This is a genomic window from Rhizobium sp. 01N447_2 (genome assembly GCF_056399245.1).
The window spans coordinates 25,159-51,340 of the sequence record NZ_JBFTQY010000019.1 but is presented as its reverse complement, the minus strand read 5'-3'; the positions used below and the strand labels follow the sequence as shown (position 1 = coordinate 51,340).

At 61.7% G+C, this 26,182-nt stretch carries 26 protein-coding genes; 18 read left to right on the top strand and 8 right to left on the bottom strand.

The features are described 5' to 3' along the window. Window positions 1-6 precede the first annotated feature (6 nt). From AC1ECN_RS16190 to AC1ECN_RS16165, 6 genes are all read left to right on the top strand, one after another. The gene (locus AC1ECN_RS16190; RefSeq protein ID WP_130671879.1) at window positions 7-2,274 is read left to right on the top strand and encodes a heavy metal translocating P-type ATPase; all 2,268 of its coding nucleotides are present in this window, start codon (window positions 7-9) and stop codon (window positions 2,272-2,274) included. After that, complete coding sequence (gene ccoS / locus AC1ECN_RS16185) at window positions 2,275-2,433, top strand: cbb3-type cytochrome oxidase assembly protein CcoS (RefSeq protein ID WP_018072397.1); 159 nt, start codon at window positions 2,275-2,277, stop codon at window positions 2,431-2,433. It abuts the gene before it with no gap. Window positions 2,434-2,467: 34 nt separating this feature from the next. Then, a complete protein-coding gene (locus tag AC1ECN_RS16180; RefSeq protein WP_130671878.1) occupies window positions 2,468-2,779 on the top strand; it encodes a hypothetical protein in 312 nt (103 codons plus the stop codon). Between the two features lie 118 nt (window positions 2,780-2,897). After that, a complete protein-coding gene (locus AC1ECN_RS16175; protein WP_130671877.1) occupies window positions 2,898-3,257 on the top strand; it encodes a hypothetical protein in 360 nt (119 codons plus the stop codon). A gap of 258 nt (window positions 3,258-3,515) precedes the next feature. Continuing rightward, on the top strand, window positions 3,516-5,006 hold the full coding sequence (locus tag AC1ECN_RS16170; RefSeq protein WP_130660831.1) for an MDR family MFS transporter: 1,491 nt from the start codon (window positions 3,516-3,518) through the stop codon (window positions 5,004-5,006). 74 nt (window positions 5,007-5,080) lie between these two features. After that, window positions 5,081-5,647 carry a phosphotransferase-like protein gene (locus AC1ECN_RS16165; protein WP_130671876.1) on the top strand — a complete coding sequence of 189 codons (567 nt, stop codon included), beginning with the start codon at window positions 5,081-5,083 and terminating at the stop codon, window positions 5,645-5,647. 169 nt (window positions 5,648-5,816) lie between these two features. On the opposite strand, the gene AC1ECN_RS16160 is transcribed toward AC1ECN_RS16165, so the two are convergent. Then, window positions 5,817-6,662, bottom strand: a complete 846-nt coding sequence (locus tag AC1ECN_RS16160) for a class I SAM-dependent methyltransferase (protein WP_477953529.1) — start codon at window positions 6,660-6,662, stop codon at window positions 5,817-5,819. Between the two features lie 526 nt (window positions 6,663-7,188). Between AC1ECN_RS16160 and AC1ECN_RS16155 the strand changes: the two genes are divergently transcribed. After that, a complete protein-coding gene (locus AC1ECN_RS16155; RefSeq protein ID WP_130671874.1) occupies window positions 7,189-9,120 on the top strand; it encodes an adenylate/guanylate cyclase domain-containing protein in 1,932 nt (643 codons plus the stop codon). A gap of 115 nt (window positions 9,121-9,235) precedes the next feature. Then, the gene (locus AC1ECN_RS16150; RefSeq protein WP_024321067.1) at window positions 9,236-9,970 is read left to right on the top strand and encodes a phosphotransferase; all 735 of its coding nucleotides are present in this window, start codon (window positions 9,236-9,238) and stop codon (window positions 9,968-9,970) included. 152 nt (window positions 9,971-10,122) lie between these two features. Here AC1ECN_RS16150 and AC1ECN_RS16145 read toward each other — a convergent pair whose 3' ends face one another. The 3 genes from AC1ECN_RS16145 to AC1ECN_RS16135 form a co-directional block, all read right to left on the bottom strand. Beyond that, the gene (locus AC1ECN_RS16145) at window positions 10,123-10,614 is read right to left on the bottom strand and encodes an SRPBCC family protein (RefSeq protein ID WP_024321068.1); all 492 of its coding nucleotides are present in this window, start codon (window positions 10,612-10,614) and stop codon (window positions 10,123-10,125) included. Next, window positions 10,595-10,957: an ArsR/SmtB family transcription factor gene (locus tag AC1ECN_RS16140; protein ID WP_130671873.1), complete on the bottom strand. Its 363-nt coding sequence runs from the start codon at window positions 10,955-10,957 to the stop codon at window positions 10,595-10,597. The genes AC1ECN_RS16145 and AC1ECN_RS16140 overlap by 20 nt, the downstream gene beginning before the upstream one ends. A 66-nt stretch (window positions 10,958-11,023) precedes the next feature. Then, complete coding sequence (locus AC1ECN_RS16135) at window positions 11,024-11,665, bottom strand: dihydrofolate reductase family protein (protein ID WP_130671872.1); 642 nt, start codon at window positions 11,663-11,665, stop codon at window positions 11,024-11,026. 148 nt (window positions 11,666-11,813) lie between these two features. On the opposite strand from AC1ECN_RS16135, the gene AC1ECN_RS16130 reads away from it, so the two are divergent. Continuing rightward, complete coding sequence (locus AC1ECN_RS16130; protein WP_130654488.1) at window positions 11,814-12,170, top strand: ArsR/SmtB family transcription factor; 357 nt, start codon at window positions 11,814-11,816, stop codon at window positions 12,168-12,170. Beyond that, window positions 12,154-12,633: an SRPBCC family protein gene (locus AC1ECN_RS16125; RefSeq protein ID WP_477953525.1), complete on the top strand. Its 480-nt coding sequence runs from the start codon at window positions 12,154-12,156 to the stop codon at window positions 12,631-12,633. Before AC1ECN_RS16130 ends, AC1ECN_RS16125 begins: the two co-directional genes overlap by 17 nt. Window positions 12,634-12,770: 137 nt before the next feature. On the opposite strand, the gene AC1ECN_RS16120 is transcribed toward AC1ECN_RS16125, so the two are convergent. Continuing rightward, entirely contained in the window at window positions 12,771-13,190 is a 420-nt protein-coding gene (locus tag AC1ECN_RS16120; protein WP_130654487.1) for a cupin domain-containing protein, read from the bottom strand. A gap of 58 nt (window positions 13,191-13,248) precedes the next feature. Between AC1ECN_RS16120 and AC1ECN_RS16115 the strand changes: the two genes are divergently transcribed. Together AC1ECN_RS16115 and AC1ECN_RS16110 are read left to right on the top strand one after the other, a co-directional pair. Further along, the gene (locus AC1ECN_RS16115) at window positions 13,249-13,725 is read left to right on the top strand and encodes a MarR family winged helix-turn-helix transcriptional regulator (protein ID WP_197727375.1); all 477 of its coding nucleotides are present in this window, start codon (window positions 13,249-13,251) and stop codon (window positions 13,723-13,725) included. Between the two features lie 313 nt (window positions 13,726-14,038). Then, window positions 14,039-14,680 carry a hypothetical protein gene (locus AC1ECN_RS16110; protein WP_024321074.1) on the top strand — a complete coding sequence of 214 codons (642 nt, stop codon included), beginning with the start codon at window positions 14,039-14,041 and terminating at the stop codon, window positions 14,678-14,680. A 133-nt stretch (window positions 14,681-14,813) separates the two neighbouring features. Here AC1ECN_RS16110 and AC1ECN_RS16105 read toward each other — a convergent pair whose 3' ends face one another. Next, window positions 14,814-16,220 carry an adenylate/guanylate cyclase domain-containing protein gene (locus tag AC1ECN_RS16105; RefSeq protein ID WP_130660823.1) on the bottom strand — a complete coding sequence of 469 codons (1,407 nt, stop codon included), beginning with the start codon at window positions 16,218-16,220 and terminating at the stop codon, window positions 14,814-14,816. Window positions 16,221-16,336: 116 nt separating this feature from the next. Beyond that, window positions 16,337-18,346 carry an ABC transporter ATP-binding protein/permease gene (locus AC1ECN_RS16100; RefSeq protein ID WP_130660822.1) on the bottom strand — a complete coding sequence of 670 codons (2,010 nt, stop codon included), beginning with the start codon at window positions 18,344-18,346 and terminating at the stop codon, window positions 16,337-16,339. A gap of 261 nt (window positions 18,347-18,607) precedes the next feature. Here AC1ECN_RS16100 and AC1ECN_RS16095 point away from each other — a divergent pair, with 261 nt between their 5' ends. Continuing rightward, window positions 18,608-19,084: a nucleoside deaminase gene (locus tag AC1ECN_RS16095; protein WP_477953521.1), complete on the top strand. Its 477-nt coding sequence runs from the start codon at window positions 18,608-18,610 to the stop codon at window positions 19,082-19,084. A gap of 65 nt (window positions 19,085-19,149) precedes the next feature. On the opposite strand, the gene AC1ECN_RS16090 is transcribed toward AC1ECN_RS16095, so the two are convergent. Further along, window positions 19,150-20,049 (bottom strand): GntR family transcriptional regulator, encoded by a 900-nt coding sequence (locus tag AC1ECN_RS16090; protein ID WP_018072379.1) that lies wholly within the window; start codon window positions 20,047-20,049, stop codon window positions 19,150-19,152. Between the two features lie 226 nt (window positions 20,050-20,275). Here AC1ECN_RS16090 and AC1ECN_RS16085 point away from each other — a divergent pair, with 226 nt between their 5' ends. The 5 genes from AC1ECN_RS16085 to AC1ECN_RS16065 all read left to right on the top strand — a co-directional run bounded on the left by AC1ECN_RS16085 (window position 20,276) and on the right by AC1ECN_RS16065 (window position 26,178). Further along, on the top strand, window positions 20,276-21,778 hold the full coding sequence (locus tag AC1ECN_RS16085) for a UxaA family hydrolase (RefSeq protein ID WP_018072378.1): 1,503 nt from the start codon (window positions 20,276-20,278) through the stop codon (window positions 21,776-21,778). A 64-nt stretch (window positions 21,779-21,842) separates the two neighbouring features. Beyond that, a complete protein-coding gene (locus tag AC1ECN_RS16080; RefSeq protein WP_018072377.1) occupies window positions 21,843-22,862 on the top strand; it encodes an aldo/keto reductase in 1,020 nt (339 codons plus the stop codon). 9 nt (window positions 22,863-22,871) lie between these two features. Continuing rightward, window positions 22,872-23,318, top strand: coding sequence for an RbsD/FucU family protein (locus AC1ECN_RS16075; RefSeq protein WP_018072376.1), 447 nt, complete (start codon window positions 22,872-22,874; stop codon window positions 23,316-23,318). A 208-nt stretch (window positions 23,319-23,526) separates the two neighbouring features. Next, complete coding sequence (locus AC1ECN_RS16070) at window positions 23,527-24,516, top strand: ABC transporter substrate-binding protein (protein WP_018072375.1); 990 nt, start codon at window positions 23,527-23,529, stop codon at window positions 24,514-24,516. A 108-nt stretch (window positions 24,517-24,624) separates the two neighbouring features. Then, complete coding sequence (locus AC1ECN_RS16065) at window positions 24,625-26,178, top strand: sugar ABC transporter ATP-binding protein (RefSeq protein ID WP_018072374.1); 1,554 nt, start codon at window positions 24,625-24,627, stop codon at window positions 26,176-26,178. Window positions 26,179-26,182 lie beyond the last annotated feature (4 nt).

Genomic DNA, 26,182 nt, shown 5'->3' with positions numbered 1-26,182 from the left:
CGGACAATGACCTGCTGCGCGTCAATTGCGTCGTCGCTCCACGAGCCCGGACCAAGAAGGCCGGGCGTGGACGAGGTTGCGTTGGCAAGCAGGGATTTGGGCAATGGTCTCAGGCAGATCACCTTGTCCGTCCCGGACATGCGATGCGGCGCATGCATGGCGCTTCTGGAATCGACCCTTGGCAAGCACCCCGAAGTTCACATGGCGCGCGCCAATCTGACGGCAAAGCGCGTAACCATCCATTGGCAAGCGGAAAATGGTTCGCCGCCCGATTTTGCCGCCCTGATCGGAACGATCGGTTACACGGCCGTCTTGCCGGCGGAAGGCCGTGATCAACCGGACGGTGAGATATCAGGCCTGCTGCGCGCGCTGGCAGTCGCCGGCTTTTGCTCAATGAACATCATGGTGCTGTCCGTATCGGTCTGGGCGGGTGCGGACCCGGCAACACGTCAGACGCTCCACCTGATGTCGGCCGCGCTCGCACTACCGGCCGTGATCTACTCCGGGGCGACATTCTACCGGTCGGCGTGGCGGGCGCTCGTGCACGGTCGGGCAAACATGGATGTGCCGGTCAGCATCGGCGTCTTGCTCTCGTTCGGTCTCAGCGTATACGACACGTTCGCCGAAGGACGGCAAGCCTACTTCGAGGCCAGTACCTCGTTGATCTTCATTTTGCTCGTCGGACGCACGCTGGACCATCTGATGCGACGGCGGGCGCGATCGGCGGCGGCGTCTCTGGCCGACATGATGCCGAAGGGCGCGAATGTGATACGCGCGGACGGACGGATCGAATATGTTCCACTGAGCGACATCGTTTCTGGCACCCGCACCCTGATTGCAGCCGGCGATAGAATTCCGGCCGACGGGACGATTCTCTCCGGCCTGTCGGAACTTGACCGTTCATTGCTGACGGGAGAGAGCCGTTGGGAGACGGTTGGACCAGGCGGACAGGTTCGCGCGGGAGATTTGAACGTCGGCCATCCCCTGACTGTCGAAGCCACCGCCGCACCGGGAGATTCGACAGTCGCCGAGCTGCATAGGATGCTGGAAGCCGTCGAGGACTGCCGGTCTCAATACCGGATACTCGCAGACAGGGCCGCGCGTCTCTATGCTCCCGTTATCCACGGACTGTCGGTGCTGACATTCCTTTCGTGGTTTGCGGTGACACAGGACATCCACCTCGCCCTGACGATTTCGATTTCGGTCCTGATCATCGCCTGCCCTTGTGCGCTGGGGCTGGCGGTCCCGATGGTTCAGGTCGTTGCAGCACGCAGATTGTTCACCCAGGGCATCGTGGCACGGGACGGATCGGCATTGGAACGTTTGGCGGAAATCGACACCGTCGTTTTCGACAAGACCGGTACGCTGACGCAGTACGAGCCGACGCTGTTGACCGGGAACTGGACCGGACCACTGGAATTTTCACTGGCTGCGTCGCTGTCGCGGTTTTCGAGCCATCCGATGTCGAGAGCGATCGCGGATTACGCCTCACGGCGCGAGTGGGAGGCCCTCGCGCTCGAAGACGTCAGGGAGATACCAGGCAACGGTCTCGAGGCGTCTTTCCGAGGGGAAGTTTATCGACTTGGGCGAGCGGCATGGGCGGCGAGCGGCGATGCAGATGACCGGACTGCCGCCGCTTCTACTGTCGTCCTGACACGACAGGGAGAAGTCCTTGCCTCTTTCGTTTTTGGAGAGAAGGTTCGAGCCGGGTCGGCGATGGCGGTGCAGTTCTTGAAGAGTCGCGGCATCGCCGTCGAAATGCTAACAGGCGATGTCCCCGAAGCGGCTCTTGCAGTGGCACAGGAAGTCGGAATCGACTCGGTAAAAGCAGCCGCACTCCCCAAGGACAAGGCCGAGGCGATCGATGCGTTGCGCAGTCTCGGACGCAAGGTGATGATGATTGGTGACGGAATAAACGACGCGGTCGCGCTGAAGGCCGCGCATGTTTCCATGGCTCCGGCATCAGGAAGTGACATCGGTCGCAGCGCCGCCGATTTCATCCTGCTCAATGGAGACATGGACGGAATGAAGGTCGCGCTGACGACGGCGGGTCGTGCGGCCGTGCTGATCCGCCAAAATTTCGCTTTGGCTATCGTCTACAATGCGTGCAGCATTCCTCTCGCACTGTTGGGCTATGCCAACCCGCTCATCGCCGCGATAGCGATGTCGACGTCGTCCATATTGGTCGTCGCGAATGCGATGAGGCTTGAGATCGACGGCACGCCACCAGAGCGGGAAATGCGGCGGATAAATAAGCTGGCGGGAGTGGGATAAATGAGCGCATTGTCGTTTCTGATACCCATAGCTCTGTTCATGGGCATCGCCGGGCTTGGTGCCTTCCTTTGGTCCCTGCGCACCGGTCAGTACGAAGATCTGGATGGCGCAGCGGAAAGGATATTGTCCGAAAAGGACGACAAGCCTCTCGGCGGCTGAAGGATCGATCGTAAATGCTTTGAAGGAGGGTCGAATGGAAGACACGGATCGCCACTCTCCGCCGGTTGAACATGATACCGCCCAAGCGCCACGCATCCGCACCATTGATCCATCGGAGGCTGTGACGGGGGTTGCCATTGTCTTGGGCATCCTTGGCGGAGCAATCGGCGTCGTTTCCACCTTGTTCCTGTCTGGTGCATCCAGCGTTGGTTCCTGGATCGCCTACTGCCTCATTGCGGCGTTGGCGGGCGGCTCTGCAGGGATCGTCGTCGGCGGAATGTTTGGAGCGATTTTCGCGGTAACCAGGGGAATAACGGTACCCGCCCGCAGTGATCGTCAGGGCTGAAGAGGCTAAGCCGGGGTCACCGCCTCCGGCGCAATAGTGCCAACCAGCCCAACCCATCCCGGAACAATGCCCCCGGGGATCAAGTTTTCTCCCTGAGACAACAAGCATGGAGAAAATCATGTCCTGCAAGTTCATCGCGATATCACTGCTTTCGATCGGTCTGGCTGGCCCGGCGCTGGCGCAGACGGCCGGGGGTGCGGATGCCAATGGGCGGCTTTCGGTGGCGCCTGTTATCGGCGGATCGGGGAGTTCGGGCGGCGGTTCCGCCGGCGCCGGGTCAGCTGGCACGGGGTCTGTCGGCACCGATCCCGGCACCACCGGCAGCACGACAGGCAATGGCGGCGTCAATCTCAACAGCGGCCGCAGCACGATCAATCCCGGCGGGGTCAATCCCAACCTGCAGCAGACGCCGGGTTGCGCGGGGGCGGCTGGCACCGGGACGGATACCGGCTCCGTCGGCGATGCGTGCCCGCAATGAGGATAGGGCGATTGTTMGCCTTCCCTCCCGACAGAATGAAGGCCCGGCGTCGCTCTGCCCGGGCCTTCGCTTTTGACCGAAACTTCCCTGACATCGCGCGAAAACGATCGCTGCCGTCAGAAACCGGTCGCGGCCTGCTTTACCGTTCGGCCCTGAAGACGTAAAAGAGCCACATCACTCCGCAAGCGGCGCATCGCCCCACATCTCGCCAGCCTGCCGATATTTCCGGCATCTGCGGAGCACCCGAAGAGGATCGTCATGTCGAATGCAGCGCAACGCTCGAACCGCGTGCTTATCGTCGCCACCATCATGCTCGCAACCTTCATGGTGGCGATCGAGGCGACGATCGTGGCGACCGCGATGCCGCGCATCGTCGGGCAGCTCGGCGGGTTTTCCTATTACAGCTGGGTGTTTTCGGCCTTCCTCTTGGCGCAATCGACGACGACGGTCATCTACGGCAAGCTTTCCGACATTTTCGGGCGCAAGCCGGTGCTGATCGGCGGCATCCTGATCTTCCTGGTCGGCTCTTTGCTCTGCGGGCTTGCCTGGTCGATGATGTCGCTGGTGCTGTTCCGGCTGCTGCAGGGGCTCGGCGCCGGCGCCATCCAGCCGGTCACGACGACGATCATCGGCGATCTCTTCAAGCTCGAGGAACGCGGCCGCGTGCAGGGCTTCATGGCAACCGTCTGGGCGACATCGGCCGTCGTCGGGCCGCTGGCCGGCGGCATCATCGTCGACAACATTTCCTGGGCCTGGATCTTCTGGATCAACCTGCCGATCGGCATCATTTCGATCATTGCCTTCATGATCTTCCTGAAGGAGGACGTGGCGCACAAGCAGGCAAAGATTGATTACCTCGGAGCGGCGCTGTTTTCGATCTCGATCGTCGCACTTCTCGTCATGCTGACGGAAACCGATGCGAGCGCCTGGATCCTGATTTCGCTTTTCGCCGTCTTCGTGGTCGCGGGCCTTTTCTTTCTCGCCCAGGAGAAGCGGGCGCCGGAACCGATCATTTCGATCCCGCTCTGGAGCCGAAGGCTGATTGCGACCAGCAATGCGGCGACGCTGCTTGCCGGCATGGCGCTGATCGGGCTTTCGACAATCCTGCCGATCTATGTGCAGGGCGTGCTCGGCCGTTCGCCTGTTGTCGCGGGCTTCACGCTCACCATGCTCGTCGTCGGCTGGCCTCTGGCGGTGATCCTCTCCGGCCGCTTCTACAAGGCCTTCGGCATCCGCCGCACCTTGCGTGTCGGCAGCCTGATGTTTCCCTTCGGTGCCTGTTTCCTGTTGTTCCTGACACCTGACAGTTCGCCGGTCGTTGCCGGCGCCGGCTCCTTCTTCATGGGCTTCGGCATGGGTCTCATCAGCCTCACCAGCATCGTGCTGGTGCAGGAGAGCGTCGAATGGTCGATGCGCGGCAGCGCCACAGCCTCGATCATCTTTTCCCGCAGCCTCGGCAATACGCTCGGCGCCACTGTGCTCGGCGCCATCCTCAATGCCGGCATCAACCACTATGCGAGCGGCGAGGCGGCGGCAGGCCTGCATGACGCACTGAACCAGCCGACCGGGCTTTCGGCGCTCGCCGCCGATCCGGCGATCCGCGCCGTCTTCAATGCGGCTCTGCACTGGAGCTTCTGGGGCGTCGTCATCGTCGCGGTGCTCACCTTCTTCACCACCTGGCTGATCCCGGTCGGTCCTAGCCAGAAGCGCGAGGGGGCGGCGGTCGCAAGCGAGGCGGCTTCGCATTAAGCGGTTCGGCTTGTGGAAACGCAGATATGCTGCGTTTCCACAGCGGTGGATTGTGTTGGGAGAGTTGTCGGACGATGAGTGTTTTCGTGCTGCTCCTGGGGTTTCCGGGCGTCGGGAAGCTGACAATCGCTCGAGAACTCGGCTCGCTGATATCAGCAAAGATTGTTGATAATCACTGGTTCAACAACCCGATCTTGCGCCTCCTCGACGAGGATCAGACCGCTCCGCTGCCTAAGGGCGTCTGGGAGTACACTGGTAGGATCCGGCAGGCCGTGCTGGATGCGATCACCGCCTATAGCAGCCCGTCGGCGAATTTCATCTTCACCCACGCCGGTGTCGAAGGCGATGTGCGCAGCGCGCGGACGTACCAACAGTTCGTCGACGCCGCCACACAGGGCGCCGCGGTCTTCGTTCCGGTGAGATTGCTTTGTGCCGAAGAAGAACTGGCGCGTCGCGTTTCCTCCCCCGCACGGCGCAACCATTTGAAAACCACCGACGTCGAGACGTCGAGGAGCCGAAGCCAACAGGCCGTGGTTCTTGATATTCCGCACCAACACGCGCTGACGTTGGATGTGACGTTCAGGTCGCCTTTGGAAAGTGCTGCGGCAATACGGGATCATGTTGTGGCTTGCGGCGCCTGAGGGATGCAGTCCTTCGCGCAATCTTTCAGATTCGCTCCTTGCGCTTTAGGTCTTTGTTTTTAGGCATATCGTTATCGCAAAACCGCCGCACAGTTTTGCGCGACATGCGTGAGACTCGGCGGCGCGCGACAAGGCGCTACGATTCTGATTCAAGGAATTCTGCAGCAGCCTATCGCGTGCCTGTGATCACAGTTGCCGTTGAGCGAAGGTGAACCTTGCCGTCGCTGACGGATTGTTGCGCCAGCTCCAGGACCTCGCGGCGGATTTTCTCCCGTGTTGCTGCGTCGGCCCTGGATAGTCCGGCGACCACAGGCGCAGCGATCTCGGTCATGAAGTCCCAGTAGCGCTCCGGGGCATCGTGCACCATCATCGCCGACACCTCGTCCTCGGCGACATCGCGAAGACCCGCCTCCCTGAAGGTCTCGACGATCATGCCCTCCCCCGYGCAGCGGAACAGGCCCGGAGAGCCGGGCGGCGGCGGAGGCATGTCCACGTGGCGGGCGATCGTGCCCATGACCGTGGTCGCCCATGGATTTTTGGGAGGCACGCTCCAGACTGCGGCGCAGACGCGCGCACCGGGCTTTGCCACGCGCGCCATCTCCCTGGCGGCAGCAGCGATATCCGGGAAGAACATGAACCCGAACCGGCATAGGACGGCGTCGAAACTGGCATCGGCAAACGGCAACGCGCCCGCATCGCATAATTGAGTCTTGAAGTTCTTGAGGCCACGTCCGGCCGCATTTTCGGCGGCAGCAGTCAGCATATTTTCCGAGAGATCGGTGACGACAACCTGACCGTCGGGGATTGCCGCGGCCGCCGTCAGGCCGGGTTCGCCAGTGCCGGCGGCTATGTCGAGCACGCTGAAGCCGTTGGAGAGATTGGCGCGCCGAAGCATGGCGTCGCCAAACGGCGCGAGCCAACCGAGAACCAGGCTGTCCCATTTCTTCCAGCCGGCCGAAAACTTGTCCCAGGTCTCACGTTGCTGGTTACGGATATCGTCGAGATTTGCTGACATGCMCCCGCCTCCTCCCCATGCGCCCAACCGGCAAAGCTGGGAATGCCGACACTATGGGCCGCTGATGGCGGGATTCAATGGAAATAAGCGCCAATGCGCGGCAAATGACACGTTTGCCGGAAGCCAGCGGCAGCTTTGGGCCGAGAGGAGGCGCCAGCCCCCGCTGCCTGTGAGATCAGCACGCCCATCATCCGCCTCACCACAGATCTCGCCCACCCCTGCCCGGCAGAAAGTTTGGCGAAAGCGCGACCACTGTCCTCTTCTCCCCAGCGGGGAGAAGAGGGAGCCAAGCCGCCTCGCCAGTCATCAGCCGGATCGCATCTCCCCGTTGTGCGCAAGCGGCTCGGCGAATCCGATATCCGCCACAAGCAAACATCTGCAGCAACCATAGCCAGCGAACTCAACAGCGCCGGGGCACTCCCATGACTGCCTTGTGTAAATCCTCAAAAAGCGGTTAGCTGCCATCGTTGGGGACGCTCATTCCTGCACGGCTGCTGAAATGTGTCCGCATTTCGAGGGATATCTCGTGCGCTGGTCCAAACCCCTGAGACTGCACCTCGGCGTCCTCGTCGTCGCATCGCTGCTTTGCACGTCGACGCCGATCATCTGGCTGGCGTTCAGACAGGGAAGCAATGCTGCGGTCAGCGCGGGCGTGCAGCAGATGCGCGAGATGAGCCTGCGGCTGATCGAGGGATACCGCAATACGCTGCAGGGAGGCACCGAGGCGGTGGCACTGGCATCGACCCTGCCGCTGCTCGCCTCCCCGCCGCCGCAGGATATCGCGGCAAAGCAGCAATTCTTCCTGGAAATCCTGCGCAACGTCCCCAATGCGACGAGCATCTACACCGGCTACCCCGACGGTTCGTACCTGCAGGTCATCAACACCGAAAGGCGGGATGTTCGCCAGACGCTGGCGGCACCCGACGGTACGGCTTTCGCGATCAGGACGATCGCCGGGAGACAAAGTGCTGATGTCATCTCGACGCTGCGGTTTCTCGACAGCCAGGCAAGACCGATCGGCGAGCGGGACTTCGACTATGCATCCTTCGATCCGCGGCAACGCCCGTGGTATCAATCCGTCGTTCAGGACGGTGTGCCGGTGTCTGTCGGCCCCTATATCGCCGGAACGCTCAAGGTTCCGACGCTGACGATCGCAGCACCCATGCAGGACAATGCTCAGGTGGTCGTCGGCATCAACATTCACCTGCAGACCATCAGTCGCCTGCTGGACGCGCAGGAGATTTCGCCGCGGGCGCGCGCCTACATCATCGACGATGCCGATGATCTGATCGCCCACTCCGACCCGGCAACCATGAACAGGCTTCTCGGCATATGGTCGAAAAATGCCGATGGCGCCGTTGCCGTCGATACGACGACAGACAGTTACGACACGAGCCTGGAAACGGTGGCGAGGCTCAGGCGCGATCCCGCCTTTGCCAATGGCGGCGTGGCGCGGATCGATCTCGATGGCGAACGCCAGATCCTGCAGATCGCCCCCGTCGGCGTGTCCGGTCTGTTCAAGGGAAGCGTCGCCGCAATCGTCGTGCCTCTGGAAGATCTGGTGGCTGAGGCCAATCGGCTGCTCCTGCACAATCTCCTGATTGCCAGCGCCTTCGTGCTCGCGGGTGTCGCGGCATCGGTGCTGCTGTCGCGCATGGTCAGCCGCTCTCTCTATCGGCTGGCGGACGAGGCACGCAGGATCGGCGATCTCGACGTCGGCGAGAAAGGTGTCTCGCACTCCTGGATATCGGAGATCAACACGCTGGCGAGCGCGCTGGCCGCAAGCCGTCATGCCATCAGCCAGTTTGCCCTCTATGTGCCGCGTGAAGTCGTCCGGCGGATCGTCAGCCCGGAAGGACGAGCGGTCGTCAAGGCGCAGCGGCAGGATGTGACCGTGCTCTTCACCGACATCCGCGACTTCACCACCATATCCGAGCAGCATTCGCCCGAAGACGTTGTCGATACGCTATCGGCCTATTTCGAACTCTTGAACACCATCGCCGAGCGCAATGGCGGCGCAGTCGTGCAATATCTCGGCGATTCCATTTTCGTCATGTGGAACGCCCCTGTTCCGGATGCCAGGCACGCCGAAAACGGCTGCCGCTGCGCGCTTGCCATGAAAGCGGCGGTCGACGGCCTGAATGAAGACAACCGTCAGAATGGCCGTCCCGAGCTCATCACCCGATTTGGATTGCACACCGGCCCGGCGGTCGTCGGCAGTTTCGGCGCGATTTCCAGGCAGCAGTACACGGCCATGGGCGACACGATCAATGTCGCCTCACGGCTGGAAGGATTGAACAAGGAATTCAACACCTCGATCCTGGTCAGCGCCGCCATCCACAATGCGGTTGCCGACCGCTTCGAGCTTCGCCCGCTTGGCCTGGTGCAGGTCAAGGGGCGCGCCGAGAAGGTCGATTTATGGGAGCTGGTTGGGGAAAGCCGGAGGATGCAGGAATGAATGAGGCGATCGGGTTGCTACCAACGGCAGCTTCGCGCCGCCAGCGGCCTTTGTGGCGTCGTAAACTTTCTCTATTTCTTTCGTCATTTGATCATGACCTCCAAGGGTATCGCCAATGGGATGGGAAGCACTCGGGCAATGGGGTGAAGACGCAGTTCGCATCGAACGGCTCACGGGTGGAGTTGCCAACGACGTGTGGAGCGTTCGCTTAAACGGGCAGATCGTGGTCGCTCGTCTCGGCACCAGGAGCGACGCTGATCTCGAATGGGAAACCGAGCTGCTCCAATACCTCGACCGTGAAGGCATGACCGTTCCAGTGCCGATCCCGACGACTGACGGCCGGCTGTTCGTGAACGGCTTGGTGGTGATGAAATACATGGAGGGCGGACCGCCCGAGACGGAGGCCGACTGGCGTCGCGTCGCCGACACGCTGCGCGAGCTGCATCGGCTGACGCAGGGCTGGCCGCAGCGCCCGGGCTGGCGATCGTCGACCAACCTCCTGCATACTGAGACCGGAACGAGGATCAACCTTGCCGCGATGCCGCCTGAGGCCGTTATTCGATGTCGGGCAGCGTGGGCGCGGCTCATCGGGCGTCAGACATGCGTTGTCCACGGCAACCCCAACAGCCCTGCCAACGTCCGCATGACTGCAGATCGGGTCGCGTTGATCGACTGGGATGAATCACATGTCGACGTCCCCGACCTTGACCTGGTGCTGCCCGACAACGCTGCCGATCTCGACGACGGCGCGTATGACATCGCCGCGCAAGCCTCAGCCGCATGGGAAGCCGCCGTCTGCTGGCAGGACGATTACGCAGTCAGGCGGCTTGCCGAAGTTCGAGCGGTTTAGAGCCTTTCCGGCGGATCGACGGGCGGCATCCACCTGTGAATTGCGCCATCGCCAGCGGAACATTGTGTGGTAGCGGACTTCAGGAAAGTAGTCACGCTGCGCCAATTCCCTGTTTCTTCTCTGTTTGAGGCATGGCCGATTGAGTTGAGCTGTCACTCGCTCGCGCTGAGCGTGATGAGAAGTTCATCCAACTGCTCGAACTGCTCGGGCATCGCGTCTTCCATGCCGACGAAAGCCTCGTCGAGCGCTTCGTTCGAGGGATAGAGTTCCTGCAGGACCAGCAGCGTCCTGCCGTCCTCTTCCTCGAAGGTCACCGTGGTGACGGCGGCGCCCTCGCTTTCGTCATTGGTCCAGACGAGGCGCGAAGGCGGCGACACGTCGAGATATTTGCCGAAGAAGGCCATGGCATCCGAGGCGTCGTGTCCGAACGTGATGCGATAACTGCCCCCGGTGCGAACATCCATCTCGCAGGAAAGTAAGGGCACGCCCATCGACTTCGGCGCCCACCATAGCTTGAACAATTCGGGCTTGGTCCACGCGTCGAATACGAGGCGAACCGGGCCGTTGAAGGTGCGCGTCACCACGAGTTCGCGCTCCGACCTCCGTTCGACCACCGTGCGGCCGTTACTCGCTCTGTCTCCCATCGATTTTCTCCTTCCGTTTCAGGGCCTCGACGACGTCATCCAGCGCGTCGAAGCGTGCGTTCCAGATCTGGCGGCGCGCTTCGATCCAGGCCGCCTCTTCCTCGAACCCGTGCAGGCCGAGCCTGCAGGTCCGCACACGGCCGACCTTCTCCGTCGTCACCAGCCCCGCCTGTTCCAAGAGGCTGACGTGCTTCTTCATGCCCGTGAGGGTCATGTGAAACGTCTCTGCAAGCTCCGTGATCGAAGCATCCGCACGTCCGAGCTGCTCCAGAACGCCACGTCGCGTGGCGTCCGAGAGCGCGGCGAAGGAGGCATCAAGGCGGGCCGTCGAAAACTGAACCATCTGGTTCAGTGTCTAGCACGCAGATCGGCGTCATGCAAGAGGCCGAGATCGGTCTCAGGCTAGCGGCTAGCGTTGGAAAGTCAGGTGGACGGTGCCGCTCGGTGACGTTTCCGCCTTGACTGTGCAGCCGGCTTCCAGGCCGCGCAGGTCGTCCCACAGGCGGATGCCGCGCCCGAGCAAAATCGGCGTGATGGCAACATGAAGGCGGTCGACAAGGCCGGCTTTGAGATGGTCGCGAACGACGGTAGGACCGCCGCCTACCCTCACATCGTTGCCGTTTGCGACCCTCATAGCCTGCTGGAGCGCATCATCAGGGGTGGTATTGAGAAAGTGGAAAGTCGTCCCGCCGGCCATCTCGATGGAAGGCCGTGGCTTGTGGGTGAGAACGAAGACCGGACACCCGAACGGTGGCTCGTCGCCCCACCAGCCGCGCCAGTTCGGATCGTCGGGAAAGTTGTGGAGACCGAACATGCCGGCGCCCATGATCTCGGCGCCGACATTCTCGAAATACTCCTTCGCGTATTCGTCGTCGAGACCTGTGGTTCCTGCTCCGGTCGTATCCTTGAGCACGCGCTCACGGAACGTTCGCGTTGCCGCATATGCGCCGACGAGACGCGGCCAGTCCTCGCCGAACGGGGTTTCGGGCGTCTGGTCCGTCGTTGTCGCGAAACCATCGAGCGAGATCATGAGATCGACACGAACTACCATTGGAGTCCTCCTTGAAAGGTGTTGCACCACAGCGGCCCCTGCATTCGGGGCCAAACACTAAGGCAACTGCCTTCATATTTGGAGCCGGATACTAAGGCAAGTACCTTTTTATCCTTGACCTGCCCCTCTGACCAATTTACGGATTGATATGCCTTACCATTCGACCCCCCTCGACCTCGCCTTTCACGCTCTCAGCGACCCGACCCGCCGCGCCGTGGTGTCGCGGCTGGTCGAGGGCGAGTTGCCGGTCAGCGCGCTCGCCGAGCCTTTCGACATGGCGCTGCCCTCCTTCGCCCAGCATCTCAAGGTGCTGGAAGATTGCGGCCTGATCGCCAGCGAGAAGCGCGGGCGCAGCCGCTGGTGCCGGCTGGTGCAGGCGCGTTTCGAAGAGGCGGCGGACTGGATGGTATCGGAGCGCCGGCGCTGGACTGAGCGGTTGGATCGGCTCGAAGTCTACCTGGATAAAACGGAAGAGGATGACGAAGGACATGGCAAACCTGTTTGAGACATGGTCGCTCGACCGCGAAATCGTGCTGGTGAAGCTGCTCAACCACCCACGCGACAAGGTCTTTGCCGCCTGGATGGACCCCAAGGCGCTTGGCGAATGGTACGGGCCGGCCGGCCTCAGCATCGAGACCCACGAAGCCGATATCCGCGAGGGTGGGGTCTGGCGGTTCGACATGGTGGGCGTGTTCGAGGGCAAGCAGCAGCCCTTCCCGAACCTCATGCGCTTTCTGGAGATCGTGCCGAACGAGCGGATCGTGATGGACTATGGCACGCCCGACCCCGACGATCCCGACCGTTTCCGCGCCACGGTGACCTTCGATGAGCAGGCTGACCGCAAGACGGTGCTGACCTTGCGCCAGCTCCACCCCAGCGCCAAGCGGCGCCAGGTGGTCATCGGCTTCGGCGCGGTGGAATACGGGCTGCAGACGCTTGATGGACTCGCCGCCTGGCTGGACGGCTGAGCGCGCGGCGCCGTCCGGGAGGGGGACGAAGGCGCGGCGACGAATCTCTTCTCCCCCGCGGGGGTCCGAAGGGAGAAGAGGGAGCCAAGCTGCCTCGCCAGTCGTCGAGCGCTCGCTACCAACGCCAGCTGAAATAATCAGACCGGGACCAGCCCGTGGCGGAGCATGATCTCATTGGCCTTGGCGAGGTCCGGTTTACCGGGCACGTTCACCACCTCGGCAATTTCCTCGAAATAACGCCGCCCGATCGTACCCGGCGTGATGGTCGCCAAGACCTTGGCTGTGCCATCATGCAGGTTCTCGTGATGATGCACCGCGCCCCGCGGAATGAATATGGCGTCGCCGGCGCGAATCTCGCGCGTTTGCCCGTCGACGATGACGGTGAGCACGCCTTCAAGACCGTAGAGGAATTCGTCGGCATCCCGATGACTGTGCGGAGCCGGCACGCGCGCCCGAGACGGCACTGTAAATTCGAACACCGTCGCGCCGACCTCACTGATGAGAAAACGCAGTTCGAGTTGCCCGATTCGCACAATATCGTTTCGTACCACTTCCATCTCAGGTCCCCACAATGTAAAGTCACTTTACATCAAAACGTAAAGTGACTTTACATACATGTCAATCCCATTGCCCCCGCATTCAATTCCCGACGCGTTGCCCGGCCCGCCCTTCTTCGGCGCGCTGCTGCGCATTGTCTGGCAGCATGTGCGCGACCGCATGCTGCAAGCCATTCACGAGGCGGGCTTTACCGACTTCCAGGAGCCGCATTTTGCCGTGTTTTCGTTTCCGCTGCCGGATGGCATGAGACCGTCCGAGCTCGCGCGCCAGAAGCGGATGTCGCGACAGGCTGTGAACTATCTGCTCAGCCAGCTTGAAGAGCTGGGCTATGTCGAGCGGCGCGCGACCGACGGCAGCGATCGCCGATTGGTCTATCTGACGCCACGGGGACATGACGTCGTCGCAGCCATTTTCGCATGTCTTCGGCAGTTGCATGAGCAATGGTCGAAAGAGGTTGGAAAAGAGCGCTTCGATGACTTCGTCGATGTGTTGAGGCAGCTGTCGACCAAAGCACAGGAACCGGCAAACCGCTGAAAACTCAACACGGTTCGAGAGCCTTACCTCCGAAGGTGAGCCAGCCTGAACGCATGAATATTAGCCGATATAAGTCTACCGGAATTAGTGGCTAGGCCCACTGCTCGCCGCTGCGACCGGTGCAAAGCTGCCCGGCATCTTGCCTCTCCGGTCGGTAGAAGGTCCAACAGCCCGCAAGGGGGAACAGGTGGAAGGCCGTTCACTTCCGGAATGCGCCAATAGAGCCCACCCGGCATCCGAAAATTATTAGTTCCAGAGGCGAGAAATCGCAGCTAAAAATTGCAATCGCATGACATGCGTTTGGGGAAGAATGATGCGCCGCGCTTTCGTTGTTGTTGTCGGGATGGTTTGCCTCGTCTACGCCGCCTGGCATGTCGCAATGACGCGGTCGACCACAATTCGGCTTGAGCCTGCAGGCTACGAATTGACCTACAGCATGGCTTGGGGCTGGGGCATGGAAGAGCGGTGGACCATTAGAAAGTTCGGGGCACTTTGGTCGTCGCCATCAAGCAAATGGACTGAAATATGGAAAAAGCCCTACAATTCCGGGATGGTTGTCTATGCCAGCGATGATGGACAGACATACTATTTCGGAACGGGCTATGGGCTCCATTTCTTTCAGCCGAAACAAGGGGCTTATTGGACCACGTGTGAAAAAGGCAATATCCCGAAGCGTACTCCGCTTGCAGAACGCCTGTCGTTCTTCGGATCGGATCCCGCTGACGAGGATATCGATCCTGGAACGCCCCGCCTTTTCGAATACATCCGAGCAAATGATCCCAGCGGCGCCATTCCAAGCTCGCCACCTCCGTCAAGATATTATGCCGGCCTGAAATACCTCGGGAAGTTTGGGCTGGTCGCGACAGGCGGGCAAGGACGCGGCAACGAGGTTAGATTCGTTCCAGCGGGAAATTCCATCGAGCCGCGCTTAGGCCTGCAATTTAGCTGCGGCTGACTTTTTAGATGACCGCGCCGAGCCGAGCGTAGTCACCAGCCCCCTGCCCGCCAGCAATTCACCCCACGCTCAGTTGTTTCCTCCACGCACCGTGACTGAGCACCCTCGAGGCCCGGCCAACAAGGACAAAACCTCACGACAACGCAAAAATCCTCACTTCCCTCCCGATGCCCTGCAGCTCCGCCATCCGGGAGGCGGATGTGATGCCGCTCTCTCGCAGAATCTCCGAAACCTGTGCATTCCCGACGATCGCTTCCGTCGTCAGGATCACCTGGGGTTCGGCGAGGCCCTGGACGCGGGAGGCGATGTTGACGGTCTGGCCGAAATAGTCCTGCCGGTCGTTCATGCTGACGGCGAGGCATGGGCCCTCATGGATGCCGATCTTCAGGAGAAGATCTTCGCTGCCGCGTTCGGCATTCAGCCGAAGCATCGCGTCCCGCATCCTGAGGGCTGCGGCGACGGCCCGGTCCGGGCTTGGGAAGGTCGCCATCACGGCGTCGCCGATGGTCTTGACGACAGCTCCGGCCTCTGTGGCGACGATCTCGTTGAGAATCCTGAAGTGAGCCCGCACCAGATCGAAAGCGGCAAGATCTCCGACGCGCTCGTAAAGCGCGGTCGAGCCCCTCAGGTCGGTGAAGAGGAATGTCAGGCTGGTGATCTTGAGGCGCTGGTCGATGTCGAGCGTGTCGGTCCGGTAGATGTCCCGGAAGCTCTGGTTCGTCAGCAGACGCTGGGCTGTCAGGAAAGCTCGCCTGCGGCCCAGTATGTCGTGCAGCTCGTCTCCTGCGATGCAGACGTTCGGCACCACCCTGCGATCGGTGTGGTTCTCCAGCGTCAGACGCAGCAAGCCGGGACGCAGGATCACCGTTTCGTTCAGCGCATGGCCGTGACTGATGACCATCGAGAGGGTCTGACGTTCGTCGGTGGGCTCACCCTGCACATCGATGAACTGCGCCGAGTGTGTCACCGGATCGAATATGATGACGAATTGCGCCGGCAGCTGCAGCGAGACGAAGGCCTTCTCGCCCGGATCCAGCTCGATCATCTCCAACTGGATGCGTTTAAACCTCGCTTCGAGATCGTCCGGCAGATCTACCCCGGAGCTGAAGAAGATCTGGCGGTAGTACTCGAACGGCGGCAACCGATCGGGATCGTGGGCAGCAATCCTGCGCACGCGCGGATTGACCGTGAACGTGACCTCGACCATCTCGTCGAGGGTCGGCTCGTATCCGGCCGCGCAGAGCGCGCAATGATAGGTGTCCCGGTCGACGGTTTTGAGCGTCGCGCCGGTGTCGAGGACGCCGCCGCATCCCGGGCAAAGCACGTTCCAGGTCATCTCGAACACACCGATGCGGGCGGCATGCAGAAACGTGGCGATGGTTTTCTCTTGATCGAGACCATGCGCATCGGCAAAGGCGAGCGCATTGATGCGGTTGAGATCGCGGTCCGAGCCGCGCATGACCAGATTTTCGATGCACTCGACCGTCTGCGGGTCGGCCGCCTGTCGCAGGGCTGCAAAAAGCACGTCCACTTCGCTCATTCGACAAGTCTCTGTGCGCCACGGCGGAAGACGCCGGTTCGGGGGAATTATAACACGCGAACGTCCGGATAGATATCTCCACACCCGGACGCCGCTTGCCTGCCGATCTTCTGACTTCAATTCTTATTCCCGGGCAGCGCCGCCTTGCTCGAACTCTCGCCGCCTTTCGGCAGGGAGCGCCGCTGGTCCAGAAGGCGTGAAAGCACGGTTCGTTTTCTCTTGCGTGGAACGAGGTCGATATCGCTGACGAGCTTTGCGCCGCCCTCGCGCCGCTCCAATGTGATCTTGCGGCTATGGAAGGCTTCCAGCTCGGCGCGATGCCCGACACTGACGATGGTGACTTTGGGCAATTCCCGGATCACCATCTCCATCATCCTGTCCTGGCTTTTCTCGTCGAGAGCCGACGTTGCTTCATCGAGCACGATGATATCGGGATTGTGCAGGAGGAGACGCGCGAAGGCGAGCCGCTGCTTTTCGCCGCCCGACAAGGTCTGGTCCCACGGCGCCTCTTCCTCGAGCTTCTCGCAGAGATAATCGAGCCCCACCTTGTCGAGCGCCGCCTTGATCTCATCCAGCGTCCAGCCATCGGCAGCATTGGGATAGGCGACGGCGCGGCGAAGCGTGCCCGAGGGGATGTAGGGCCGCTGCGGCAGCATGAACAATCGCCTGTCGGCGTGGAAATCGACGCTGCCGTGACCCCACGGCCAAAGCCCTGAGATCGCCCGCACCAGCGTGCTCTTGCCCGAACCGGATTCGCCTGATACCAGCACCCGCTCGCCGGGTTCGATCTCCACTCGGGTTTCCGTGACCACGGCGGTTCCGTCATCGAGCGAGACGGCGAGATCGTTGAGGCTGAGCATCGCCTCGCCTTCGGTTTCACCATGCTTGATGCGTCCGAGCGCGTCGCTCTGTTCGGCACGCTCCAGCCCGTCGAGCGACATCATCAGCGAAGCGACGCGCCGCGCGCAGGCGTTCCAGTCGGCAAGACGCGGATAATTATCAACCAGCCATCCGAAGGCGGTCTGGACGATGGCGAAGGCAGAGGCTGCCTGCATGACCTCACCCAGCGACATGCTGCCTTCGAGAAATTTTGGTGCGCAAAGCAGGAGTGGCACGACAGGCGCAATCAGCATCGACCCGTGCGACACAAACGTCGTGCGCATGTGCTGGCGTGCAAGCAGCGCCCATTGCCTCAGCACATTGCCGAAGGTCTTGTCGAGGTCATTGCGCTCCTCCTCCTCGCCGCCGAGAAGCGCGATGCTCTCGCCGTTTTCCCGCACATGCGTCAGCGTGTAGCGAAATTCGGCCTCTACCTGGTTCTTGACCTCGGAGACCTGCACAAAATGGCGGCCGATCACCGCGATCACGCTGGAGGTGATCACCGCATAGAGGACCGCTGTAACGACGAGAAAGCCGGGAATGGTGACGGTCAACCCTGCGATCGGCAGGGTCAAGGCTCCGCCAATCGTCCACAGCACCACGATGAAGGTCGAGGCCGACAGGAAAGCGGAAATGACACCAGCGATGAAATCGACAGGGGCTTCCGTAGCAATCCGCAAATCCTCCGAGATGCGCGCCTCGGGGTTCTTGTGGTCGCCGCCGATGAGGTTCAACTGATAATATCGGCCGTTTGCAAGCCAGCGCGCGATGACCGCGGTCGCGAGCCAGGAACGCCACCGGCGCTGGATCATCATGCGAACATAGACTTGTGCGGTGACCAGGATGACGCTTCCGAGCACGAGCGGCACGAACACGCCGCTGAGGTAAAAGACAGTCCCGGCATCGTGTCGCTCTATGGCGTCGAAGATCCCCCGGTTCCAGCGATTGATCCCATACTGGAAGCCGACATTCATGCAGATCATCGCCAACAGCCCGATCGAGAAGGGCCAAGCCAACTTGTCGCCACTGCTGCCCCAGTAACGGCGCGCGCTGATCCAGAAACGCTTGAGCAGATACCGCTTGCGCGCCTCCTCGGCCTCCTCAGGCGTCAACTCCGGATCGGGTTCAATGATATTGGGCGGCGGCCCGACCTCAACAGTCGATGCCCTCTCTTGGCGCGTCTTGTCGGCACCGTGCGGTTCGTCGGTGCCGTCGACCGATGTCGGATTGCGTTTAGCGTCGGCCATAAGCGCGATAACGGCTTACACGTCGAAATGTTTCATGAGGGCTGCCATCCCGTCCTATCGAAAACATCTGCCCCTCACTCTAACCCTCCCCCCCCCCCGAAAAAAACGGAGAGATGGGACGTGCCCTGCGAGAGGTGGGCGGGAAACGGAGAGGGTGCGGCCCCCTTCCCCCAGCCAGCATTTTGAATCTGATTTGCACCCCTTGGAAATCCCTTCGATTCAAGACAAGATCATCCCGCTCTAGTGTCTGGGKGAATCCTGATGGAAAACCACGAGCCGTTTTTGCGCGAGGCGATTGCGCTCTCGAAATCCGCGGTGGAAAACGGCGACGAACCGTTTGGCTCGCTGCTGGTGAAGGACGGCGAAGTCATCCTGCGCGCCGAAAACAGCGTCTTCACCGGCCACGATATGACGAACCACGCCGAGATGAACCTGGTCAAACTGGYGGCGCAACACTACGACACTGCTTTTCTCGCTGACTGCACGCTCTACACCAGCACGGAGCCGTGCGCGATGTGCTCCGGGGCGATTTACTGGTCGGGCATCGGGCGTATGGTGTTTGCGTGCTCCGAAACGCGGCTTGGCGAGATCGCCGGGATCGGGTTGAACGTGCCGAGCCGGGCGGTGTTGCAAACCGGCGCACGCATCGTCACTGTGGTTGGCCCGGACCCGAACCTCGAAGACGAAGCCGCCGCAGTCCATCAGGAATTCTGGCCGAAGCATCTGGGCAAGGCATAGCCTCTTTCGTCCGAAATGCCGCTGGCGGGCACACCGAGGCGGTGCCCGGAGCTGCTCTCATCCGATCAGGCGGTTTCGGTGGCGATCTGCGGCAGGGATTGCAGCAGGGTCTGGCGGGCGGAGTGCAGATGCGCGCGGCAGGCGGCGTCGATCGCGGCCTGGTCGCCGGATTCCAGCGCTGCGATATAATCCAGATGTTCGTGGATGGCGCGCTCGTTGCGCTGGCGGGCGGCGGTCTTGTTCCACTGGTAGTGATAGTGGAAGACGATGGCGATCGCATCGTAGAAATCGGCGATGAAGCGGTTTTTCGAGGCGCGGTGGATCAGCAAGTGGAAGCGCTCGTCGAGGACGGAGAAATCCTTGAAGCGCTGGTTGATGTCAGCCAGCATGGCGTGATGTTCGTCGCGGATGGCGGCAAGATCGGCCCAGCTCTGATTATCCCTTGGAAGCCGGCCGAATTCGGCTGCGGAATGCAGCTCGAACATCTCGCGCACATCGGCAAGCTCGAGCGCGAATTCGCGGGTGAACCCTTTGAGCGTCCAGTGGCTGTTCGGCCGTTTCTCGATGAGGCCGAAACGGGAGAAGCGGATCAGGAATTCGCGCACGCTGGTGGTGCCGGTGCCGATCTCGCGGGCAAGCTCCAGCTCGTTGATCTGCATGCCGGGTGCGGCATCATCGGCAAGGATGCGCTGCATGAAGCTGCGCTCGATGATATCATGCAGGGAGTCGGTTTCTTCGGAGGGAAAGAGGTCATGGTCTGTGGGTTGGCGCAGCACGATCTTCTGGCGCTTGTTCCAGCGGATGATGCCTTCTTCGCTGAGCCGCGTCAGGATGGCCCGCGCCGTCGAGCGGCTGACGCCGAGCTGGGCGGCGATCTCCGGCTCCGACGGCAGTGCGGTATCCGTGCGCAGGGCTACGGCATACCTGTTGTAGGCTTCCTTGAAGACCGTATTCTGCCTTGCCACCAGACCCCRCTTTCCGCCCTCGTGACCGTCGTGCCGCTTCAAAGCAGGGCAGAACAGACCGGGGCTTGTTCAAACGACCTTTAGCTTGATTCCGGTCGCCTGCGGCTCATTGCCTCCCTCGTCCACAGGATCAATATTCCCGTTGACTTGAAAATGTTTATTGTAGATAAAAAACAAAATCAATGCGCTTTCGCCGATGCAGCGAGCGTTTCCCAGGGAGAATAAATTGGACAAACTGCCTTGGATCATCCTTTCGGCCGGCGACAATGTCGCGGTCGCAACGGCGGCAATCGCGCCAGGTTCGACGGTTGCCGGCATTCAGACCCGTGAGAAGATCGACCCCGGCCACAAGGTGGCGATTGCGGATATTCCGCTTGGGTCACCCGTGGTGAAATACGGACAGGCGATCGGCCGCACGACGGCCGAGGTCAAGGCCGGCGACCATGTGCACAGCCACAACCTGCATTTCGAAAACGACCGGCTGGCGGCGACCGCCAATTCGGCGCCGGAAACGGCCACAGTCGATGACAAGGCGCGTACCTTCATGGGCTATCGCCGCGCCGACGGGCGGGCGGCGACTCGCAACTATATCGGCATCATCGCCAGCGTGAACTGTTCCACCACGGTCTGCCGGGCGATCGCCGACGAGGCGAACCGGACGATCCTGCCGCATTACGAGGGCATCGACGGTTTCGTGCCGATCGTGCACGACCAGGGCTGTGGCATGAGCTCGACCGGCGACGGCATGAACGTGCTGCACCGGACACTGGCCGGCTACACCAGACACGTGAATTTCGGCGGTGTGCTGATGATCGGCCTCGGCTGCGAGGTCAACCAGCTGACGCTCTACGGCCAGAGCGGCGCCGGCGCCTCGAAGCGGCATTTCAACATTCAGGATGCCGGCGGTTCGCGCCGCGCGGTCGAGCGCGCCATGGGCATGCTGCGCGAAATCGCCGCCGATGTCGGCAAGGAAAAGCGCGTGCCGATGTCGATCGGCGAGATCATCATCGGCCTACAATGCGGCGGCTCGGACGGCTTTTCCGGCATCACCGCCAATCCGGCGCTGGGTGTCGCAGCCGATCTGCTGGCGGCGGCCGGCGGCACGGCGATCCTGTCGGAAACCTCGGAAATCTATGGTGCGGAGCACCTTTTGCGCAGCCGCGCCGTCAGCGACGAGGTGGCAAAGAAGCTCGACGACAAGATCGCCTGGTGGGAAGATTACGTCGCCCTGCACGGCGCCTCGCTCGACAACAACCCGTCACCGGGCAACAAACGCGGTGGTCTCACAACCATCCTTGAAAAGTCGCTCGGCGCCGTCGCCAAGGGCGGTCGTTCACCGCTGACGGCGGTCTATGGTTATGCCGAGCGGGTCACGGCCCCCGGCCTCGTCTTCATGGACACGCCCGGCTACGATCCGGTCTCGGCGACCGGCCAGGTGGCCGGCGGAGCAAACATGATCGCCTTTACCACAGGCCGCGGCAGCTGCTTCGGCTGTCGGCCGGCGCCGTCGCTGAAGCTTTCCAGCAATTCGGCGCTCTATGCCTCGATGGAAGAGGATATGGACATCGATTGCGGCACGATCGCCACCGGCGATGCCACGATCAGCGGCAAGGGCCGCGAGATCTTCGATCTCATCGTCGATACGGCCTCGGGCAAGAAGACCAAGAGCGAGCTCTTCGGTTACGGCGACAATGAATTCGTGCCGTGGCATCTCGGTGCAACGCTCTGACATCTGGGCGCGACGCTTTAAATAGTCAGTTCTTTAAATAGGCAGTTGTTCGCGAGGAGGCGTGATGAAGACGAGACGGATCGGCAAGACCAAGCTGGAGGTGACCGAAATCAGTTTCGGTGCCGCCGCCCTCGGCGGCCTCTACCGCGCCTGCCCGCGCGAGGTGGCGATGGACACGCTGCAGGCAGCCTGGGACAGCGGCATCCGCTATTTCGACGTGGCGCCCTGGTATGGGCTCGGCCTTGCCGAACGGCGGGTCGGCGATTTTCTGCGCGACCAGCCGGATGGCAGTTACGTGCTTTCCACCAAGGTCGGCCGGCTGCTTCGGCCGGTGCCGACCGGCACCGTGCCTGATTACAGCTATGTCGACCCGCTCTCCTTCGATGCCGATTACGACTATTCCTATGACGGCATTATGCGCTCGGTCGAGTTCAGCTATGCCCGCCTCGGCCTCAACCGCATCGATATTCTCTATGTACACGATCTCGGCGTCTACACGCATGGCGCGGCGAAGAATGCGGTCCACCAGAAGCAGTTTCTCGATTCCGGCGTGAAGGCGCTGGAGGAACTGAAGTCGTCTGGCGCGATCTCCGCCTTCGGCCTCGGCGTCAACGAGGTGCCGGTCTGCCTCGACGTCATGCGCCATTCCGATCTCGACTGCATCCTGATGGCCGGCCGCTACACGCTGCTCGACCGCTCGGCCGTCGCCGAACTGCTGCCGCTTTGCCGGCAGAAGAGCACGTCGCTCGTCGTCGGCGGCGTCTTCAACTCCGGCATCCTCGCCACCGGCCCGGTACCGGGTTCGCATTTCGACTATATGCCGGCTGATGACGATGTGCTTGCCAAAGTCGGCGCGATGGAGGCGATCGCCAAACGCCACGGCGTGCCGCTGGCAGCGCCCGCCCTGCAGTTTCCGCTGCGCGAACCGATCGTCGCATCGGTGCTGATCGGCACGGCCAAGCCGTCGAGCCTGACGCGCAACATGGAGATCGTCGAGCCGCGGCTTGCCGACGCGATCTATGCCGAATTCGAACCCTATACGCTGGTCGCGCCGCCGCTCGGCGCCGAAGCTGTGCGAGTCTGAGGAGAGATTATGCTCAAGGGTATTCATCCGCTGCTTGGCCCCGACCTGCTTCATGCGCTGAAGACCATGGGACATGGCGACGACATCGTCATATCGGACGCCAATTTTCCCTCGGGCTCGATGGGCCCGCCGGTCATTCGCGCCGACGGCGTCAGCGCCACTGACATGGCCGCGGCCATCCTGACCCACATGCCGCTCGACACCTTCGTGCCGGAAGCGGCGTGGCGGATGGAGGTGGTCGGCGATCCCGATGCGATGCCGGAGGTCTGCACCGAATTCCAGCAGATCGTTTCCAAACACGCCGGCGATTTCCGCATCGTGCCGGTCGAGCGTTTTGCGTTTTACGCGATGGCCCGCAAGGCCACCTACATCGTCGCGACGACGGAATTCCGGCTGTACGGCAACCTGATTTTGAAAAAGGGCGTCGTCCATCCGCACGAGATCGACATGGCCTGATCCCTATTTTAGGGTATCGTTGTATTGGAATGAAATCAGTTGCTTGGCGGGAGTTTGCCGAAGAAAAAAAGCCTGTTTGGCGCTCTTGCAATTTGATTGCGCCTCGGCTAGCTTCACCTGGCAAATGTTTTTTATCGATAAAAATCGTCCGCCTGCGTTCAGCGGTCGATTTATTCGGAGGAGAACGCACCCTGAGAGGAGAACCCTTATGAGTTTCGTGAAATCCCTTCTGTCCCGCCGCGCCTTTACCGCGCTTGCGGGTGCCGCAGTCATCGCCACGGCGATGCCGGCGCCGTCGTTTGCAGCCGACGTGACGATCCCGATCATCGTCAAGGACACGACGTCCTTCTACTGGCAGATCGTTCTGGCCGGCGCCCGCAAGGCCGGCAAGGATCTCGGCGTCAATGTGCCGGAACTCGGCGCTCAGGCCGAATCCGACGTCAACGGCCAGATCAGCATTCTTGAGAACGCCGTTGCCGGCAAGCCGGCCGCCGTCGTCATTTCGCCGACCGAATTCAAGGCGCTCGGCAAGCCGATCGATGAAGCGGCCAAGTCGGTTCCGATCATCGGCATCGACTCAGGCGCCGACTCCAAGGCGTTCAAGTCGTTCCTGACGACCGACAACGTTCAGGGCGGCCGCATTGCCGCTGACGGTCTGGCTGCCGCCATCAAGGGCGCCACCGGCAAGGAAGAGGGCGAAGTCGTCATCCTCACCAACCTTCCGGGCGTCGGCTCGCTGGAACAGCGCCGCGAAGGCTTCCTGGATCAGGTGAAGACCAAGTATCCGGGCCTGAAGGTCATTGCCGACAAGTACGGCGACGGCCAGGCAACGACCGGCCTCAACATGATGACCGACCTGATCACGGCAAACCCGAACCTCGTCGGCATCTTCGCCTCGAACCTGATCATGGCGCAGGGCGTTGGCCAGGCGATTGCCGAAAACAAGCTCGGCGAGAAGATCAAGGTCATCGGCTTTGACAGCGACGACAAGACGGTCGGCTTCCTCAAGGATGGTGCGATTGCCGGCCTCGTCGTTCAGGACCCCTACCGCATGGGTTATGACGGCGTGAAGACCGCGCTTGCCGTCTCCAAGGGCGAGAAGGTCGAAGAGAATGTCGACACCGGTGCAAACCTCGTCACCAAGGCTAATATGGCCGACCCGAAGATCGACGCGCTGCTGAACCCGAAGATCAAGTAATAACGACAGACAAGCCGCGCCGGCTTCAAAAACCGGCGCGGCTTTTTCCATCCGTGCTATGTTTTGCGGGGGATGGAGAGCAGACGCGACACAAGGAGGAGAGGTCCCATGATCGGACTGGAAGAGGTCAGTCATCGCCATGATGACAGTGCGACGCTGAAAGAAGCCAATCGAATTCCCGCCGGATCGCCTATCCTCGAACTCAAGGGCCTGCAGAAGAATTACGGTCATGTGCAGGCGCTGAAGCCAGCGACGCTGACCTTTCTCGCCGGCGAAATCCACGCCATCGTCGGTGAAAACGGCGCCGGCAAATCCACCCTCATCAAATTGCTGACCGGCGTCATCACCCGCACCGCCGGCGAAGTGCTGTGGTGCGGCCAGCCGGTGGGGCTGGCGACGCCGAACGAGGCGATCGCCCGCGGCATCAACGCCGTGCACCAGGAAGTCGTGCTCTGCCGGCACCTGACGGTCGCCGCCAATCTCTTCCTCGGCGATGAAGTCAACCGCTTCGGCCTGATGCGCAAGAAGCAGATGGAGAAGATGGCGCAGGCCGTGCTCGACGATCTCGGCTTCGGCCTGCCGGCCGGTGCGCTGTTGAGCTCGCTGACCATCGGCCAGCAGCAGCTGGTGGCCACGGCGCGCGCAGCGATGCGCGGCACGCAATTCCTGATCTTCGACGAACCGACTGCCTATCTCACCCGCCAGGAATCGGCGCAGCTCTTCAAGCTGATCCGCCGGCTGCAGGGCGAAGGCGTCACCATCGTCTATATCAGCCACCGCATGGAGGAAGTCTTCGAGCTTGCCGACCGTGTCTCGGTGCTGCGCGACGGCACGCATGTCGGCACGCGCCTGATCGGCGAGACCAACGATGCCGAACTGATCTCGCTGATGATCAACCGCTCGATCGAACAGATCTACCACAAGGAAAAGATTGCGATCGGCGAGACGATCCTCACGGTCAACGGCCTCTCCGGCCCGGGCTTCGAAGATGTGTCGCTCAGCGTCAAGGCGGGACAGATCGTCGGCCTCTACGGCCTGATCGGCGCCGGGCGCAGCGAATTCGCGCTCGGGCTCTACGGCCGCCAGCCGACGACATCCGGCGATGTCGAATGGATGGGCAAGCCTGTCAACATCCGCAACGAACGCACGGCGATGGAGCTCGGCATTGCGCTGGCGCCGGAAAGCCGGCGCGACCAGGGGCTTTGCCTCAACCTGCCGATCGGCCTCAACATCAACCTGCCGGTGTTCGGGCGGCTGAGCCACGGGCCGGTGATCAATCACACGCGCGAATCGGCCAATGCCGACCAGCAGATCCGCAATCTCAGCATCAAGACGCCGAGCCGGCGCGTTCCGGCCTCCAGCATGTCGGGCGGCAACCAGCAGAAGATCGTCATCGGCAAGTGGCTGAGCCATGGCGCCCGGCTTTTCATCTTCGACGAGCCGACAGTCGGCGTCGACGTCGGCACCAAGGCGGAAATCTACCGGCTGTTCGCCAAGCTTCTGAAGGACGGCGCCGGCATCATCCTGATCTCCTCCTATCTGCCCGAGGTCTACGAACTGGCCGACCGGCTGCACGTCTTCCGCGCCGGCAAAATCGTCGCGAGCCATGATTATCACGCGGCGACGCATGAAGAAGTGCTCAGCGAAGCGATCGGCGTCTGAGCCA